The organism is Methanosarcinales archaeon (assembly GCA_014859725.1).
In the GTDB taxonomy this organism is placed as follows: Archaea; Halobacteriota; Methanosarcinia; order Methanosarcinales; family Methanocomedenaceae; genus Kmv04.
In genome coordinates, this window is sequence record JACUTQ010000001.1 from 19,592 (window position 1) to 35,820 (window position 16,229).

Below are 16,229 nucleotides of genomic sequence, written 5' to 3' on the forward strand. Positions count from 1 at the left end.
CTTTACAAGTGAATGCTTTAAATAATTCATTTCTTATAACGAATCCCTTTCTTGAATATCTTTTGCTCACCATCTTTCATCTTCACAATGAATTCATCAGTTTTACCGCCATTTATATTCAGGTATAACCTGGTTTTTTCATCGTTAAGTTCCAGAGTAAGATCATTTACATCAGTGGATACTTTTATGATCTTGCCGTCATCGATTTTTTCGATGTTGGCTGTTTTTGCCCAATCAATACCATAATTCTGTTCCAATTGTTCTAGGAGTTTTTCGCTATCGATTCCTGGAACTTCATTAAAGTTAAACAAATATCCACTCTTCCTTAGCAGAAGCATCAAACCAGCAAGACCTGCCCCGGTACCAATTACTATTAAAGTTATCGGCATAGATTCCTGTTCAGCTTCGGTTGGTATTTGTATCGAGAAAACGGCTTCATTCACAGGACCCCATTTATTGTCACGTTCCATTGCACGAATATATATGGTATGGTCACCTAGTTCAAGTCCGGTGGTATCAATGGTAAATTCAACCTCTTCCACCTGCTCGTCGAATGTTCCATCCAGGGGCATAAGCTGCGTACCTGTACCTGGCGGACCTTCAACATCTATGAAATATTCTATTGTTTTCACTTTCATCTTCCAGCTGGACATGGCAGCAGCATTCACTGTCACTGTCTCCCCGAATGTGACGACCTCTGAAGACATATTGATCGAGACAATATAGGGTATGTCAGGTTCGAAAATATTGATCACATGGAGTCCGGGATAATCTGCTGCATGACACCGGTTGCAATCTTCAATCTGGCCGTGATTCTCGTCACTTAGATCCACTGCACCATAGGTTGGCAATTCCATATATGTATGGCAATCCTGACACTGCCTGGGATACAGGTAATCAGCAGGATGCCGCTCAGGGTCAACTCCTTCTCCGTGGCAGGCCCAGCAAGCCTTATTGATATCATCGGTAAGGTTGACCTTGCTTGTTGCATTGGCATTGAGCTGGCTATGTCCGCCTAATCGGCTCTGTATCGCATCTACTGATGATATCCCAAACCCATTACTTACATCATGACATTTTACACAGTCGGACCCTCCATCCTTACCTTCGTTCAATGTTGGTACATGGAATGTATCAGGAGATCCACCTATGGAAAAGTTATCGTTAATATGGAGCTGACTGGTGTTATACCCTCCCACCTTCTCATCATCATCAATATCTGCTTCCATAAGCCTGTCTGAAAAAACCCTGACCTCAGTAAGGCTCACAATGTCGGTATCAAATCCATGAAATACACTATCTACTTTAGCTGTTAAGATGACAAAATCATCGATGTTATGATTTTCAGATGAAAGGTCATACTCAAATTCAATAATTTCTCCTACTCCGTATACACTATCCTCGATCACACTGCCGTCTTTGACCAGGGTTATATATGCTTGTTTACCATTAATATCCACTTCATTAGCTGTTAATATATAGTTCCCGTCAACATCCAGGGTCTGGTTATAACCTTCTATTAGCATAAGTTTTCTTGGCATAAGGGTCACCTTATCTTCGGTGTCCTCGTCTGAGAAGTCCAGTAATTTCTCCAGATAATATATGCGGTCTTCATCCTCATCCAGTACAAGATATTTCTTCTTGTCAACAGTGTAGTCATCCATATGGCAGGCCCAGCAGGCAGGGTCTTTATCTTCGGGATGAATGCGTTTCCATGATCTTCCTTCCACCTTTACCAGGCCTATCTGCTCACCCCTGAATACCGCAGTAAAATTCAATTCAAGCACTACCAGGTCATATTCCATATCACCGTCCGGATTAATGAAATCACCTTCATAGGTGAAGTTATTATCGGCAGATACCACTATTTCCTCAAGTATTGTATCATTGTGGTATAATCGCAGGAAAGCATTGTCACCATTAATACCGATATCTTCAAATACAAGGAAGTACCGGTTGCCAAGGTGCCATTTATCGCCGACTAACAGTGTTATTTCCAGTTCTTCATCTGAAAGCCTGGATATGTTCGTCGTTGGATCAGGTGCATTACCCCATTCTTCTGCATTGTCCTCATCAAGGTGGCAGTAGATACAGCTTGTTGTATTTATCAGATCATCAGTGGAACCGTAATGGGATACCAGTGATGTGCTGGAAGGTATAATGTCATCATTGTTGCTCATTATACTGTTTAAGTGGCATGCTATACAGTCAACTGACGTACTTATATTTTCGTCAATCTCATCAACATATCTGAAATGCTCGTATATCATTGGTTCATTGAAGATAGATTGATTAATGTTGTGGCAGTCCTTGTCAGCACAGTTTCTGGGATTATTATAATTAAGTGGATGACCACTTTCAAGCTGAGCTGCATCTGATCCATCACCATCGCCGTGACATGCCCAGCAGCGCACGTTATCTGAACTTCTATTTTCACTCAGTTCATTGGTAGCAGCTCTGTTAAGGTCATAGTGTATTGCATCTGATTTGTTCATAGCCTGAACGTCAATTTGGAATTCTGCTGGTACGGATCCGCCTATATCATGACATTCTACACAATATTTTCCGCCACCTGCCGCTACTTTATGCACGAATTCAGTGGTTGTTGCGGTTGTGGAGAGTAGACTGCCATGACAACCTTTGCAAACGACATCGTTGTAGTTACTACTATTGATTGATGAGTGATTGTACCAGCCCTGACCTGTACCATCCCATGATGTACTGTTGTTTGTATTGTTGTTGAATATAGTCGGTGGAACCGGGGATCGTTTCGTGCCATTGTAGTAGGATGAACTGGAATTGTGACAGATAGAACACCAGTAACTATTGCTGCTGACATCGAGACTGACATTGCGATCATTATCACCCTTTACACTGTCTATAAAACCTAATGCACTGGTATTGTGTTTGGTATCATTGTGGCAGAACTCACAGGCTCCGTTGCTGTCATTCCAGTAGTTAGTCTCATTCCACCTGCTGCCGCTTGTGGGAGCTTCGCTGTGGCTGAATCCGTAATTCTCGTCAGGTACTTTTGGTATTGTTACATTAATGTTAGTATCAACTGCACCTGATGAATGGCAGGTGTAACAGTCAACCGCACTGCTATTCGACGTGTTGTACGTGTCGTCCTGCTGCAGGTACTTGACGCCATGTATATCACGGGCTTCGGACAGGTGACATTCACTGCAGTTTAATGTGTTGTTGTGCCTGGCTTTAGGCGTGGTAAATGACATATAGGTGCTGTAATTGGTAGAGTCATGACAGGAAAGACAGATAGCACTGTCTTCAGTACCATTGATCATCAGGTCGGGTTTTGTAAGACTGGCGTTATGCATCCAGCCGCCATTATGACAGGTCGCGTTTGTACAGTTCGGAGTGGAATCATATCGGCTGTGTCCGGATATGTTTGCATTGAAAGTTTTGTTAGTCATGATGCTGTCAATACCGAATTCGTTGCCTCCGTTCTGGTGACAGTAACTGCAGTTCACCCCTCCGGCCCAGATACGGAGATCGCTGGAGTCACCCACAACACTTCGTTTCTTACCGTAGTGCGAGACCAGCGAATACCAGCCGGTACTGTTTATACCCTGGATCGGTGGAAGATTGGAAGTGACTTTCATCCCGGTGAGGTTATGGCAGTTCCTGCATGAGGTGAGATTATCTGAAGTATTACCTGCTTTGAGCTTGCTGGCCTGTGCAAAGTGCTGCACTACATCAGGGGCCCAGACTAACACCGAGGCATTTACTGAACTGGATACGCCCACCATGTGGCATTCATCGCAGGTGAATGGATTGGGACCTGGCAAATTGTTATCTGAAGTCCTGACCCGGTCAGCATGGTCGGTATAATTGCCTGGAGCGTTTGAATCGTTCATGTGGCAGAGCCAGCAGATCTTGTTGACATCTGAAGTGTTTGATGAATAGGGATTGGATATTGCGGCATAGGTTCTGACATTGGAATGGATTGAAAAGGTACTGTTCAGGGCAGTGACATTGATACGGGGTGCAACATCGCTGGATATATCATGGCACCAGGTACAGTTGGCACCGAAGGTACCTTCCGCCACCCGGTGCGGGAATTCTTTGGTGGTCTTTTCAACCAGTAATGAACCGTGACAGGGTCCGCATGCATTGTCGTTATAAGAGATCAGGGAATGGTTATAATAATCAAGGGAGACACCCTGCCAGTTGGTACCATTGGTGATTTCGGGGGCTATACCTACCAGGCTGAAAGCGGCAATCATGGAATCGTAATTGGAATCGCCTTTGTAGTGGCAGCCCGAACACCAGGTGTCATCACCTATTGAAATGTTCTTGACATTACCGCTACTGATACTTGTGATACGGCCGAGAGCTGAAACAGAGTGTTTTGTGTCGTTGTGGCAGTATTCACAGGCTTCATTGGTATTGTTCCAGTATGAACCCAAAGTGACATTGGCCCACCTCAATCCATTATTAACCTGGCTGTGTGTGAAGTTGAAATCGGTCTGCATCGGTACCTTAGGACGGTCGGTTGCCGTGATGTTGGTGCTGAGGTTATTGGAAGCGTGGCAGTCCTGGCAGTTGACGGCAGAGATGTTGAAAGTACTGTACGTGTCGTCCTGCTGCAGGTACTTGACGCCATGTATGTCACGGGCTTCGTACAGGTGACATTCGGTGCAGTTCAGTGTATCGTTGTGTCTATTTTTTAAACCTGTTATGGATGTGTATGTAGTATAATTACCTGGACCGTGACAGTTCAGACAAACCTGACTGCTGGGCTCACCACCCGTATAATTAGTAGTTAGATCTGGTTTATCGAGACTTTCGCTATGCATCCATCCCTCGTTATGACAGTTTACAGATGTACAGTCAGGCGTCGTACTATTATAATGCAGACTGTGATTATTGATAGAACTATTTAATTCCGGATTTGACATGGCTACATCAAAAGAAGTACTCTCGTTTTGGTGGCAGTAACTACAATTTACACTCTCGTTGGTACCGGTCCTAAGATTACCAGCACCGATACTGCGCTTCCTGCCGTAGTGGGCTATCAGGTAACTGGCATTGCTCTGATCCTCGGGGTCCGTGCCAGAAGGAATCGTGACATCAAGTTTCATCTCGCTCAGGTTGTGACAGATCTCGCAGGAACTGAGATTATCTGAAGTATTACCTGCTGTGAGCTTGCTGGCCTGTGCAAAGTGCTGCACTACATCAGGGGCCCGGACTAACACCGAGGCATTTACTGAAGTGGATACGCCCACCAAGTGGCATTCATCACAGGTATAGACGGGGATGCCATTGAAATCGCCCAATCTGTCAGCATGGGCTTTCTTGTTTATTTTGTCTGTATACTGACTGTTGTTCATGTGGCAAGCCCAACATATCTTGTTGGTATCGTTTACATCATCTACGTCGGTTATGCTGTCATAGGTGCTGATATTCTGGTGTACAGAGAGTGAATTGTTCACTATACTGAAGTTGACCTTTGGGGATTGTTTACTTATGTCATGACAGCCGATACAGTCAGGACCCCCTGCCGGTTGTACATCGTGCCCGTGCCCACGGGAAAGTGGAAGTGCTAGTCCTGAGAACGGTTCAATGTTGCCCTTATGGCATGTATCCAGACACCGGGTGTTGTTTCCTTCGGCAACGAAAGAAGCATGAGCGTGGATTGTGGGACCCTCACTTGCACCAGTGAGAGAGTGGCATTTCGTGCAGTCCGGATTTGAGTTCCATGTGTGAACCCCAAAACGATCTGTGATGTTTATTTTTAACGGGCCTGCAGTATAATCTATGGTAAAAATGACATTGGTGTGACACACGAGGCAACCAGTCTGATTCGTGGGCCTACTGCTTGTCGCATTCCATGTCATAGTCCTGTGAACGTTGTCATTTAGCATCATATCGCCATCTAAAACCACATTTAAATAGTTTTTTGGCAAATTGAGCATTGGAAGCTGCTTTTTATGAAATTTTAATGAGGCAGAGAAATGGCAGTAATAGCATTTAATTCTTGTAACTTCGTGCGCACTTGGATATAAACCAGTTACGTCATAAAGATTATGACATACGTTTGGACCGCACCCGCCATCTGCCTTCTCTTCATTAACAATTTTTGAATGACAATTGATGCAAACCTGATTAGGATATGCCACTCTTGACAGGTTAGATGCTCCAGCCCATCCATCACCTGTGTTTGGGTTTGCATGTCTGGCATACATATCCCCACCGAAATCCGGACCTGGTGGATCAGTTCCAAAGCCAGTGCGGGTCGTTAACGTGTCCAGTTTGTGCGTCATATTCGAACCATACGGCGCTAGAGTGATATTGTCGTCCATCATGGCATAACCACCCGAAGCGTTTTCATATCCCTCCTGGATCTCAGCTGCGGTTTTTGTGTGGCATTCAGTGCACAGGGGCGATAACGTATTGCTATTACTGGATGTGTTGTCAGTGCTATGGATCGTTGTTTTGACATTATAGGAACCTGTGTACAGTTTGGTTCCTGTGTATGTCAGGGTGTTATTGTTGTGACACTGAAGGCAGGACAATACCGGGAATTTATGTAATGTTGTATCCATTTCATCATGGCAGTTCTCACATCCTCCGGTCTCATTCCTATCAAGAGACTCATCGTGGATACGCCCACCTGCATGGCAGCTCTGATTTGTGCAATTGATTACACTGCTGTGATTTTCCATGGGATCATTGGTGACAGAAAAATTAATGGAACTAAAAGCAACTGAAGTGTTGTGGCAGTACATACAGTAGGCAGAAGTGTTGTTCAAGACAACAAGGTCATCTCTCTTTTTGCCGTAATGGGAAGACAATGATAATTTTGTGTAGTTGGTATCAGGTTCTGAATAATCAGCACGCTTCATCTCGGTCTGGTTATGACACTCAATACAGGATTCAGTTGCATTTGCAGCGGTAGTTACCGCCGCAATATTATCGCCGGATTTGAAATGTTCCTTTACCACTGGTGCGCTGCTGACATTTTCGTATGCAACCGTTCCGTTATGGCATTCGTAGCAATTGTAAGGATTTTTCTGCCTGTCAGGATGTGAATCAGGTTTGCTACCGTCACTCTGGTGGCAGCCCCAGCATATACTGTTGTTGGCATTGCCTTCACCGGCAGCAATAGCATTCATGTTGTTGTTTAACTCGGCATGAATGTTATCGGACTGGTTCATGGCTGATACCGATACATTATATGATGATGTCTCATTTGCAACATCATGACACCCTATACAATCAGGGCCACCCTCTGCTGCCGCACTGCCCGAAATCGAATATAGTAATAAAAATAAAATTAATATGATTATAAGATTATACTTGAACTTGGGACAAGACAACAAGTCAGCAAATTTTCGGTATGTTTTTGGCTTCATAATCATTAATCTCAGTAAATCAATTTAAAATATATATACATGTCCATTTTCAAAGATCGTTACAATTCGTGATGGTGAAATTTAATAAGTTGATTTTTCCCTTAATCTAACTGTTGGAATATATTAGAGCTGTCCTGTGATATCCACTTTAAGCTATGAAAATATATTTATTGTCCATAAAGATAATTAACTACTTATAGATAACGATTAATTCAGAATATAACTTTTATGCTAAATGATATTCAATCAGCTTGCAGGGAACTTATCCGGTTGATACTCAATAATGAAATTCAAAACGAACTGGAACTTAATAAAATTAAAAAAAAGATCAGTGCCAAATACCGTTTGAAGAGTCTCCCAGGCAATTCTGAGATTTTAGAACTTGTCCAGCCTCATGAATATGGTAAGGTAATTGGAATTTTGCAAAAAAAACCTGTCAGGACCATTTCAGGAGTTGCGGTAATAGCTGTTATGACCTCCCCTGCCCCCTGTCCCCATGGGATTTGCCTGCCCTGTCCTGGCGGAGTTGATTCCGAATATAATTCGCCACAGAGCTATATGGGGCATGAACCTGCTACCATGAGGGCAATACAATATGATTATAATCCATACACCCAGGTGGCTAACAGACTTACTCAGCTAAAAAAGATCGGACATCAGGTGGATAAAGCAGAACTTATCATAATGGGCGGGAGTTTCACTGCCAGGAATATTTGCTATCAGGAATGGTTTGTCAGACGATGTCTGGAAGCAATGAATTATTTTGAGGTAAGTTCAGATAGCAATACATTCAGGTACATAGAGGATGTCCAGGCAGAAAATGAGACAAGTCCTGTGCGCAATGTGGGGATGACCTTTGAGACCAGACCTGACTGGGCAGGGCCCCGGGAGGTTGACATGATGCTGAAACTCGGAGGGACCAAAGTGGAACTGGGAGTCCAGAGTCTTTATGATTTTGTCCTTGAGAAAATCGAGCGCAGGCATACAATCCATGATACAGAGCAGGCAAATAAGATTTTAAGGGATTCCGGTTTCAAGGTGGGCTTCCATATGATGCCGGGCCTCCCGGGTTCATCTGTTGATATGGATCTGCGCATGTTCAAACATTTATTTGATGATGAGAGGTTCAAGCCGGATTATTTGAAGATCTATCCAACGCTAATTACGAAGGGCACTGGTTTACATAAACTATGGAAGTCAGGTAAATACGAAGCTCTGGAACTTGAAGATGCAGTTGAACTGATCGCCGGGATAAAAGCTGTCCTGCCAAAATGGGTTCGGCTGCAGCGTGTCCAGCGAGATATCCCTGCCTGGCAGATCGAAGCAGGGGTAACTAAAAGCAATATAAGACAGTTGGCAGGGATCCGGCTTGCCCGGCAAAAAAAAAAATGCCAGTGTATCCGCTGTCGCGAAGCAGGCCATTTATCTCTCAAGGGTATTGAACCTGACAATATCCGGATGAGGTCTGAGTCTTATCAGGCCTGCGAAGGCGAAGAACATTTCATCTCATTTGAGGATCCTGAACAAGATGTACTGGTTGGTTTTATCAGGCTAAGATATCCTGGTAGACCCCATAGGCCGGAATTGATAAATGCAGCCCTTATAAGAGAACTGCATGTCTACGGGCCCCTGGTAAGTGTGGGTCAAAAAGCCAGGGAAAAAGAATGGCAACATAGGGGTTATGGTGAAGAGCTGCTTAAGGAAGCGGAGGAGAGGGCAAAAAATGCTGGTTTTGGTAAACTGTCCGTTATCAGTGGAATAGGTGTCAGGCCGTACTACGAACGATTAGGGTTTGTGCGGGATGGAGCATATATGTCAAAATTATTCTAAGTAAAAAAAATTAAAACGCTGAGGAGGAGATTCGAACTCCTGTGGCGCAGTGCACCACCGGTTTTCAAGACCGGCGCCGTAGTCCGCTTGGCTACCTCAGCACGTAAATTAATATTAGAGAGGATTCACTCCTCTCCGGATTCAATTGGTTCTTCAGATTGCATTTTTAGCATTTCTTCAGTATATACCTCTATGAACCTGACTTCTGTTATATCAGTATATTTTATTATTTCAAGCGCCATCTGGCCCTTTGAGACTATCCAGCTCTGGGAATAATTAAACTCGATAGGAACATTAACAGAGGCCACTGTACCTTCTATCTCAATATCCAATTCATGGCCGGTATACAATGTACCAAGACCTACTGCTTTGTTCTTTGTACCTTCGATAACTTCTAATAGCTTATAATCATAGGTAACGGTCTGACCTGCCATAAGGGAGTTGAAATCTATCCTTACATGACGACCCATTACCTTTGTGACTGTGCCATAACTTCCATCTATCTGGATCTGCATACCAACCTGGGGGGTCTGCTTAAATTTTTTTGTGGGAATGTCTCTTAATTTTTTAGGATCCCGATGCCCAAAACCCAACTCCGGAGGAACAGATACCGTTCCTTCATACCCTGCTTCATGTTGCTTTATATCTTCTTCAAGACCCGGTATTGTCTGGTTAGCACCTATAATTATTACGTCTCCGCCGTATCTTCCATTCTGGTTGAAGATACCATGAACTCTGGCAAGTTCTTCATTGGTTGTATCAAAAACCTTGCCATCCTCCAATTTACCAGTATATGTTACCTTAATAAAATCTCCGTCTTTGATTGTCATGATGATTACACCGTGGTCATTAATAGCGGCAGGGATAAAAAAAGTTTCCATACAAAGATTTTCTAAATCCCAAATTGAAAACACTTAAATCAATTATATTCATCATAGCATACTGGATATTTATGGAAGAGATAATGGAAATATATGAGAGAGTGAAAGACCGCATCAGCATTGAGGAGTTTCTGGCAAAAGTAGATGAAACTGAAAGCTTCATGGGAGGTCTGGCTGACAAAATCACTGCTGCCAGATTGGTAATTCACAATATGGGAGAAACAGATAACCAGATAAAGGTCAATCAGGTGACGCCCGATATATCAAACGTTACAGTGCTGGGAAAGATCATATCATGTTCTGATGTTCGGACATTTAACAGGGAGGATGGGTCTACGGGAAATGTTGCCAACCTTACTCTTGCAGATGAGACGGGTAGCATCAGGATAGTTCTATGGGATGAGGCATCAGACCTTGTAAAAGTCGGGGAAATAGTATTTGGGGATTCAATTAAGGTGTCAGGTTTTGTAAAAGAAGGACGAAATGGCCTTGAGATCAGTGTGGGCAGAGGGGGTATAATTGATAAACTAGCCATTGGTGAAGAGATAGATGTCAGGAAGGAACCGTATAAAATTGAAGAAATAAAACCTGGAATGAGTGAGATACATCTTTTGGGAAAGATCCTGGATATCTCAAACATCAGGACATTCCAGCGTAAGGATGGCTCAAACGGTAATGTCAGGAATATGACAATAGGTGATGCATCCGGTAAGATCAGGATCACATTGTGGGACGATCTGGTTAATAAAATTGATACGTTTGTGCTTGGAGATGCCATCGAAATATTTGGAGGTTATGCTAAGGAAAATACATTCAATAACCAGGTTGAGGTCAACCTTGGGAACAATAGTTCTCTTAGAAAAAGCAGTAAAAAGGTTGAATTCAATGAGGTAATCACTCAAATAACTGATATTGAAATTAATGAGTCATACAATATAGTAGGCAATGTTACCGGACTTGATGAATTAAAAGAATTCCAGAAAAAAGACGGGTCTACGGGTCGCGTGGTGAACATCCATATTTCTGATGACTCTGGCCGGATCAGAGTATCATTATGGGGAGAACAGACAGATATCTTACAGGAAATTGACCTGGGGACTAAATTACAAATCAATGACTGTTATGCAAAACCCGGATGGAATGACGAGATTGAATTAAGTGTTGGAGAACGTGCCAGAATAATAATATCAGAAAAATGATCTAACGTTTAGAAGCTTTTGATTTTTTGTATTTCTTTTGCTTCTTCTTTATCATTTTAGTTTTAATATCTGATTCAACTTCAATTATTTCTACTTTTTCCTCACGATAAAACAGCAGGCCCATTACTAATCCTAATACTACAATGAAAATAACTCCATAAAATTGGAATTCAGTAAGAGGACTGAACTCTGTATGTTTTAACAGGAACTTGTCTATTAAGTAAATGACGATTGTTGATATGAAAGCTATGAGAAGTGATAATTCAAATGCCAGAATTTTCTGTTTCATGCTTCTATCGTGTGTATTGGAATCCATGGACTTTCTCCTGTTTTTCAATTTTAGTTCTTCCTGCGAGCTAATATCTCTTCTGACATGCGCTTTTTTATCTGCATGAACTCCACATCAGACAAGCCCACAACCTCAAGTACACCATCTCGCAAGAAACAGGACTTTGTAATCTTACAACACCATGCCATACTACCAAAACATGTGCTGTCTCCATATTCCAGAGGAGTGCCCTGTACAAAGTCCAGTTTCAACCTGGCAAATTCTTCGGCTGTCATTCCGATCTGTTTAAGCGCACTGTGAACTGCACATGGTTTTACAGGTAAGCAGCAAAAAGCCAGTGCTCTTAAATCCCCGCCGCCGCAAATGTGTTTTGGTGAATTGTACCAACCCGTATCCATTTGATAACGTGTTATCTGATCTGCTAAAAATCGTATTATATTCGGCTCTTTCAGGACTGCCCTGGCTACTGACACCATGTCCGCGCCCCTGGAGAATAAAGACTTTGCAGTGGAAATATCCACCACAGAATTATTACCAATAATAAACAATGATGTATTATTCCGAATTTTTTTAATAACATTTGCATCTGCACCTCTTAGGCCCATGGCATCAACATGAATTATATCTGCTCCTGCTTCTTCTATTACCTCTGCTGCTTCCAGGTCGTCTACTACATTGGCCCTTATTTTTACAGATACTACTGCCCCGGTACTTTTTACGGCTTGAACAATCTCACTTAATGTTTCAAGATGTTCCAGCAGCGACTGCCCCGCCCCAAGTTCCATTATCTCGGACTGGCGGCAGTGGGCATTTATCTCAATACCTGCATTGCATTTTTTAGCGATCCTTGCTGCATCGACATAAGCATCGATACCAGCTGCCCTGACATTTACCATAACTGAGCAGTTATGGTTGTCTTCTTTCATAGCTTCCAGTTCAGAGGATAAGAATTCAAATGGTGAGTCGGTTACGAATTCACTGCGGCCCCGCTGGACTTCTCGTTTTGCGGCATCATTGGTCTTATCATCCAGGTTGTACCCTCCAAGAATGACCATTCCGGCATGGTCAGTGAATTGTTTGGCAAACCTGCTATCAGTAATTCCTGCCATTGGGGCAAGACAAACAGGATTTTTGGGGGTCAAATATCCGATCTTAAGATCGAATTGATCTATCATTTCAGTCAATATATTTCCTCAAAAGCAAATTATTAATGATAAATGTAATCATCGAGAGTCATTCTGATTGTTTTAAACTATAAAAGTTTTACTTTGAAAATTTATGGCGGTAATAAATTTACCATGAAAAGTCCAACCATGATTATCAGTATGAACAGTCCAATATAAACCGGTACACTCCAGGCCAGCACTTTACGTCCATCTAATACACTGATGGGCAGCATATTGAATCCGGCCAACAGCATATTGATTATTACTCCCCAACGTCCGATTTCCAGCATGATTCCTTTATCGGTTAATAGTGGCAGGAAAACAAAAGCCAGAAAGAGATTCATTAAGGGACCGGATGCTGCTACTTTTCCATACTGGCTCCTGGACAAGTGTGGTCCGAATATCTGTACAGCACCGGGTGCTGCGAACAGTATTCCTATCTGCCAGGCCATTAAAATAGCAAGAAGAAGCATATTTACACTCATCCTGAATTCTGCCCACGCACCATACTTTTGGGCTACGAACTTGTGGCCCATTTCATGGGCAATAAAGGAAATGCCTACTGTGACCAGTGATATTACCATAAGATCAAGAATAAACGGCCCGAATATCTGGCTGAATGAGGGTTGATGGCCTAATTTAATCCAGGCAATAAGAATGGCAAAAGCGTAAGAAATCGCGATCCATGCAATGAGCAGGTGCCGCAGTTCAGTACTGCTGGTGTTGAACAGAGCCATCTTTTTGGATTTTACAGTTTGGGAATGGATAAGGTCAATATTCTCAAGACGGGTTTGTTCAAATTCAGGCATCAACGAATCTATGATTATACTATGATTAAAACTTATCGAGATTATTGAGATCTATAAATTAATAAGGATGGTTGAGAATATTTACAGGAAATCTGTTAACGTCTTCTGGTTCATTCTTCTATCAAGAACCTGGGATATGTGACGCCACCCGTCAATTTTTGTATTAAGGCGCGATGACATGTCCACAAGTGCGTCTTCAATAGAATCATAATGCACGGGTGCTGACAACATAGCTTGACGGGCGGCTTCTCTTACCACCCAGACACCCAACGGTGCCCAGTACTCAGGTCTGATTTCCCGGATTGCGAATACACTTGCACTGTGACGTATCTGGGTTAGATGTTCAAGCACTGGCAGTCGTGCAGCATAATAGCCACCACCCAGGTTGGAATATCCTTTCTTACCCTTGAAATCCTCCCGATCTGCTTCCATTGTTGTGCTTCCACCAGACCACACCGCCTTTGGCAGCCATATCTCGATGAGCTCAAATGCAAATGAACCCGGGAATATCATTATCTCAAAATGGTTTCCGTGCAAGCTTCCACTATAAACCTGAATATCATTTACCTCTGGGAAATATCTGATCTCATCCAGGAGCATTTTCCCTATCATGTCATCTGTTGCAGTGATGGACCACCTGGTTGGTACGAGCTTTCTCTCCTTCCCCAACAGCCCTATAGAAAGCAGTCTGGTAATCTGGTCCATCGATATGTCAGACCTATATAATTCGTCCACAGCATCCACAGCTTTAGCATCAGTATCATATACTATTTTATCCACCTGTCTAGGTACAACAGGGTTCTGTGCTATATCCAGTTTTATGACCTCACCAGCCGGACCCATTGGTGAGAGTACACCATCGAAACGCAAATCCAAATGGGGAGCTTTGCGAAACCATACTTCTGTATCCACCGGTCTATCGGAAATTGAAAGTTCCTGGCTCTTCTGAAGCATTATATCGGGTGACTTGGCATCCGTTACTTTGAAGTGCATGTTTGACCTGACCAATGTGGATCGTAGACCAATGATATCACCAATACTCAATTGGTTCCATGAGCTGGGATCATCATAAATATGTGCTTCTTTTTCAGTAACATCTGGCGGCACTAAAGGACCTGCAGAAACATCCGGATATCCATAACGTCCGATAAACACAGAAGGAGGGGAAGCACCAAAGATATTGTTAGAGAGTTTTTGAATATTTCCCAGGTAATTAAACTTCTCAATTATGGGGCACAATGTACGTCCGCATAATCCTTTGCCCTTACAGGATATACACTGTGTTGTCATTTTATTTATTCAATTAGTAAAAGCATTTATTTGAAACCATATTTTCCAATCAGCGGTACAAATATTACTCCACCTTTTGGCTTCTTAATAACACCATTGGTTCTGATAACCAGGTATAATTCCTGAAAATAACCCCCTACAGGTATGACCATCTTGCCTCCTGTTTTCAATTGTTCCACAAGAACATCTGGTATTTCTGGTGCCGAACATGCTACAGATATCCTGTCAAATGGTGCCTGATCGGAGAGACCCTGGCTGCCGTCTTCCACGATCATTGTAACATTATCATATCCCAATGACAATAGATTTTGTCGGGCAAATTCTGCCAGTTCGGGTATACGTTCGATTGAAAACACATGGCCTTCAGGTCCAACTAATTCGGCAATTACCGCTGCATGATAACCACATCCTCCACCAATTTCCAGAACCTTTTGTCCGGATTGGAGGTCCAGATGGTTACACATTAAGCCAACCATATGGGGAGCCGAAATTGTCTGTCCGTGATCTATGGAAAGGGGATGATCTAAATAAGCATAGCGACGCTCATTTTCATGCACGAACAGGTGTCTGGGCACTTTTTCTATGGCATCCAGCACATGGTCAGATATTTCTGGATGCCGTGATCTGAGACTTTTTATCAGTCTTCTCCTTTCTTCTTCGAAATCCAGGATGCAGACCCCCTAGGCCTTATGATTGAACCACCTTGCCCGTGAGTTATCTTTCGATACGTTTTTTTCGGGCGGCTCAGAAATTCCACTCGTTCCATAGAATCAGCGAAAATGCGTTTAATGTATTTTGCCTGGGCAGAATTTCCTTCATCCCTAAGAAATCCACCTACCCTCAACTTAATCTTTTTGATCAAAAACCTTTCTTGCCCTTCTTTCAAGATTTCTCCTACATTGAATTCACGATCACCCGGAACTTCTATTTCAATTGATTCAGTCTGCCAGCCTTTGGTAATAGATATCTTGGCAATCACCTTATCAGTTGAACGGGCCCATACAGTCTCGATGTCATTGGTTATAGCTTCATCAACCCTTTTAATATCAGTTTCAATCGACGTTACTATAACAAAACTGGCTTCTCCTGTGGATTCGTCTTCCACAACAAATTCATCACCCACTGTTAATGCCTCGTCCGAATAAAGCGTTAATTTCCTGATAAAAGAGGATTCTCCTGAGCTCACTACTACCCTTACCTCTTTTTGTCTCTTTTTTTCAATATGATGCGGATGTACTGCATCGCATTGAGTGCATTTTATCAACATGCCGGGTTTTTCTTTAAGTATTGAATGAGGCACAGGTTCATCGGGTGAACAATCTGGACACTGTGCCTGGATAATTTCATGTACCATTGTATTTTCTTACCTCATACGATAATAGTATTATT

At 42.8% G+C, this 16,229-nt stretch carries 10 protein-coding genes and 1 tRNA gene; 2 read left to right on the plus strand and 9 right to left on the minus strand.

The window, feature by feature from the left end:
• Nucleotides 1-26: 26 nt before the first annotated feature.
• Nucleotides 27-7,376 (minus strand): hypothetical protein, encoded by a 7,350-nt coding sequence (locus tag IBX40_00115; protein MBE0522735.1) that lies wholly within the window; start codon nt 7,374-7,376, stop codon nt 27-29.
• Nucleotides 7,377-7,604: 228 nt separating this feature from the next.
• On the opposite strand from IBX40_00115, the gene IBX40_00120 reads away from it, so the two are divergent.
• Complete coding sequence (locus tag IBX40_00120) at nt 7,605-9,206, plus strand: tRNA uridine(34) 5-carboxymethylaminomethyl modification radical SAM/GNAT enzyme Elp3 (GenBank protein MBE0522736.1); 1,602 nt, start codon at nt 7,605-7,607, stop codon at nt 9,204-9,206.
• A gap of 16 nt (nt 9,207-9,222) precedes the next feature.
• Here IBX40_00120 and IBX40_00125 read toward each other — a convergent pair.
• Nucleotides 9,223-9,307, minus strand: a tRNA-Ser gene (locus tag IBX40_00125).
• 24 nt (nt 9,308-9,331) lie between these two features.
• On the minus strand, nt 9,332-10,036 hold the full coding sequence (locus IBX40_00130) for a peptidylprolyl isomerase (protein ID MBE0522737.1): 705 nt from the start codon (nt 10,034-10,036) through the stop codon (nt 9,332-9,334).
• Between the two features lie 134 nt (nt 10,037-10,170).
• Between IBX40_00130 and IBX40_00135 the strand changes: the two genes are divergently transcribed.
• Nucleotides 10,171-11,286 (plus strand): replication factor A, encoded by a 1,116-nt coding sequence (locus IBX40_00135; protein MBE0522738.1) that lies wholly within the window; start codon nt 10,171-10,173, stop codon nt 11,284-11,286.
• Nucleotide 11,287: 1 nt separating this feature from the next.
• Here the strand turns inward: IBX40_00135 and IBX40_00140 are convergent, their stop codons facing one another.
• From IBX40_00140 to IBX40_00165, 6 genes are all read right to left on the minus strand, one after another.
• On the minus strand, nt 11,288-11,602 hold the full coding sequence (locus IBX40_00140) for a hypothetical protein (protein MBE0522739.1): 315 nt from the start codon (nt 11,600-11,602) through the stop codon (nt 11,288-11,290).
• A gap of 23 nt (nt 11,603-11,625) precedes the next feature.
• Nucleotides 11,626-12,750, minus strand: coding sequence for a methanogenesis marker 9 domain-containing protein (locus IBX40_00145; GenBank protein MBE0522740.1), 1,125 nt, complete (start codon nt 12,748-12,750; stop codon nt 11,626-11,628).
• 101 nt (nt 12,751-12,851) lie between these two features.
• Nucleotides 12,852-13,550 (minus strand): hypothetical protein, encoded by a 699-nt coding sequence (locus IBX40_00150; GenBank protein ID MBE0522741.1) that lies wholly within the window; start codon nt 13,548-13,550, stop codon nt 12,852-12,854.
• 81 nt (nt 13,551-13,631) lie between these two features.
• The gene (locus tag IBX40_00155; protein ID MBE0522742.1) at nt 13,632-14,840 is read right to left on the minus strand and encodes a hypothetical protein; all 1,209 of its coding nucleotides are present in this window, start codon (nt 14,838-14,840) and stop codon (nt 13,632-13,634) included.
• A gap of 26 nt (nt 14,841-14,866) precedes the next feature.
• On the minus strand, nt 14,867-15,508 hold the full coding sequence (locus IBX40_00160) for a protein-L-isoaspartate O-methyltransferase (protein MBE0522743.1): 642 nt from the start codon (nt 15,506-15,508) through the stop codon (nt 14,867-14,869).
• Nucleotides 15,478-16,194 (minus strand): hypothetical protein, encoded by a 717-nt coding sequence (locus IBX40_00165; GenBank protein MBE0522744.1) that lies wholly within the window; start codon nt 16,192-16,194, stop codon nt 15,478-15,480. The genes IBX40_00160 and IBX40_00165 overlap by 31 nt, the downstream gene beginning before the upstream one ends.
• Nucleotides 16,195-16,229: the final 35 nt, after the last annotated feature.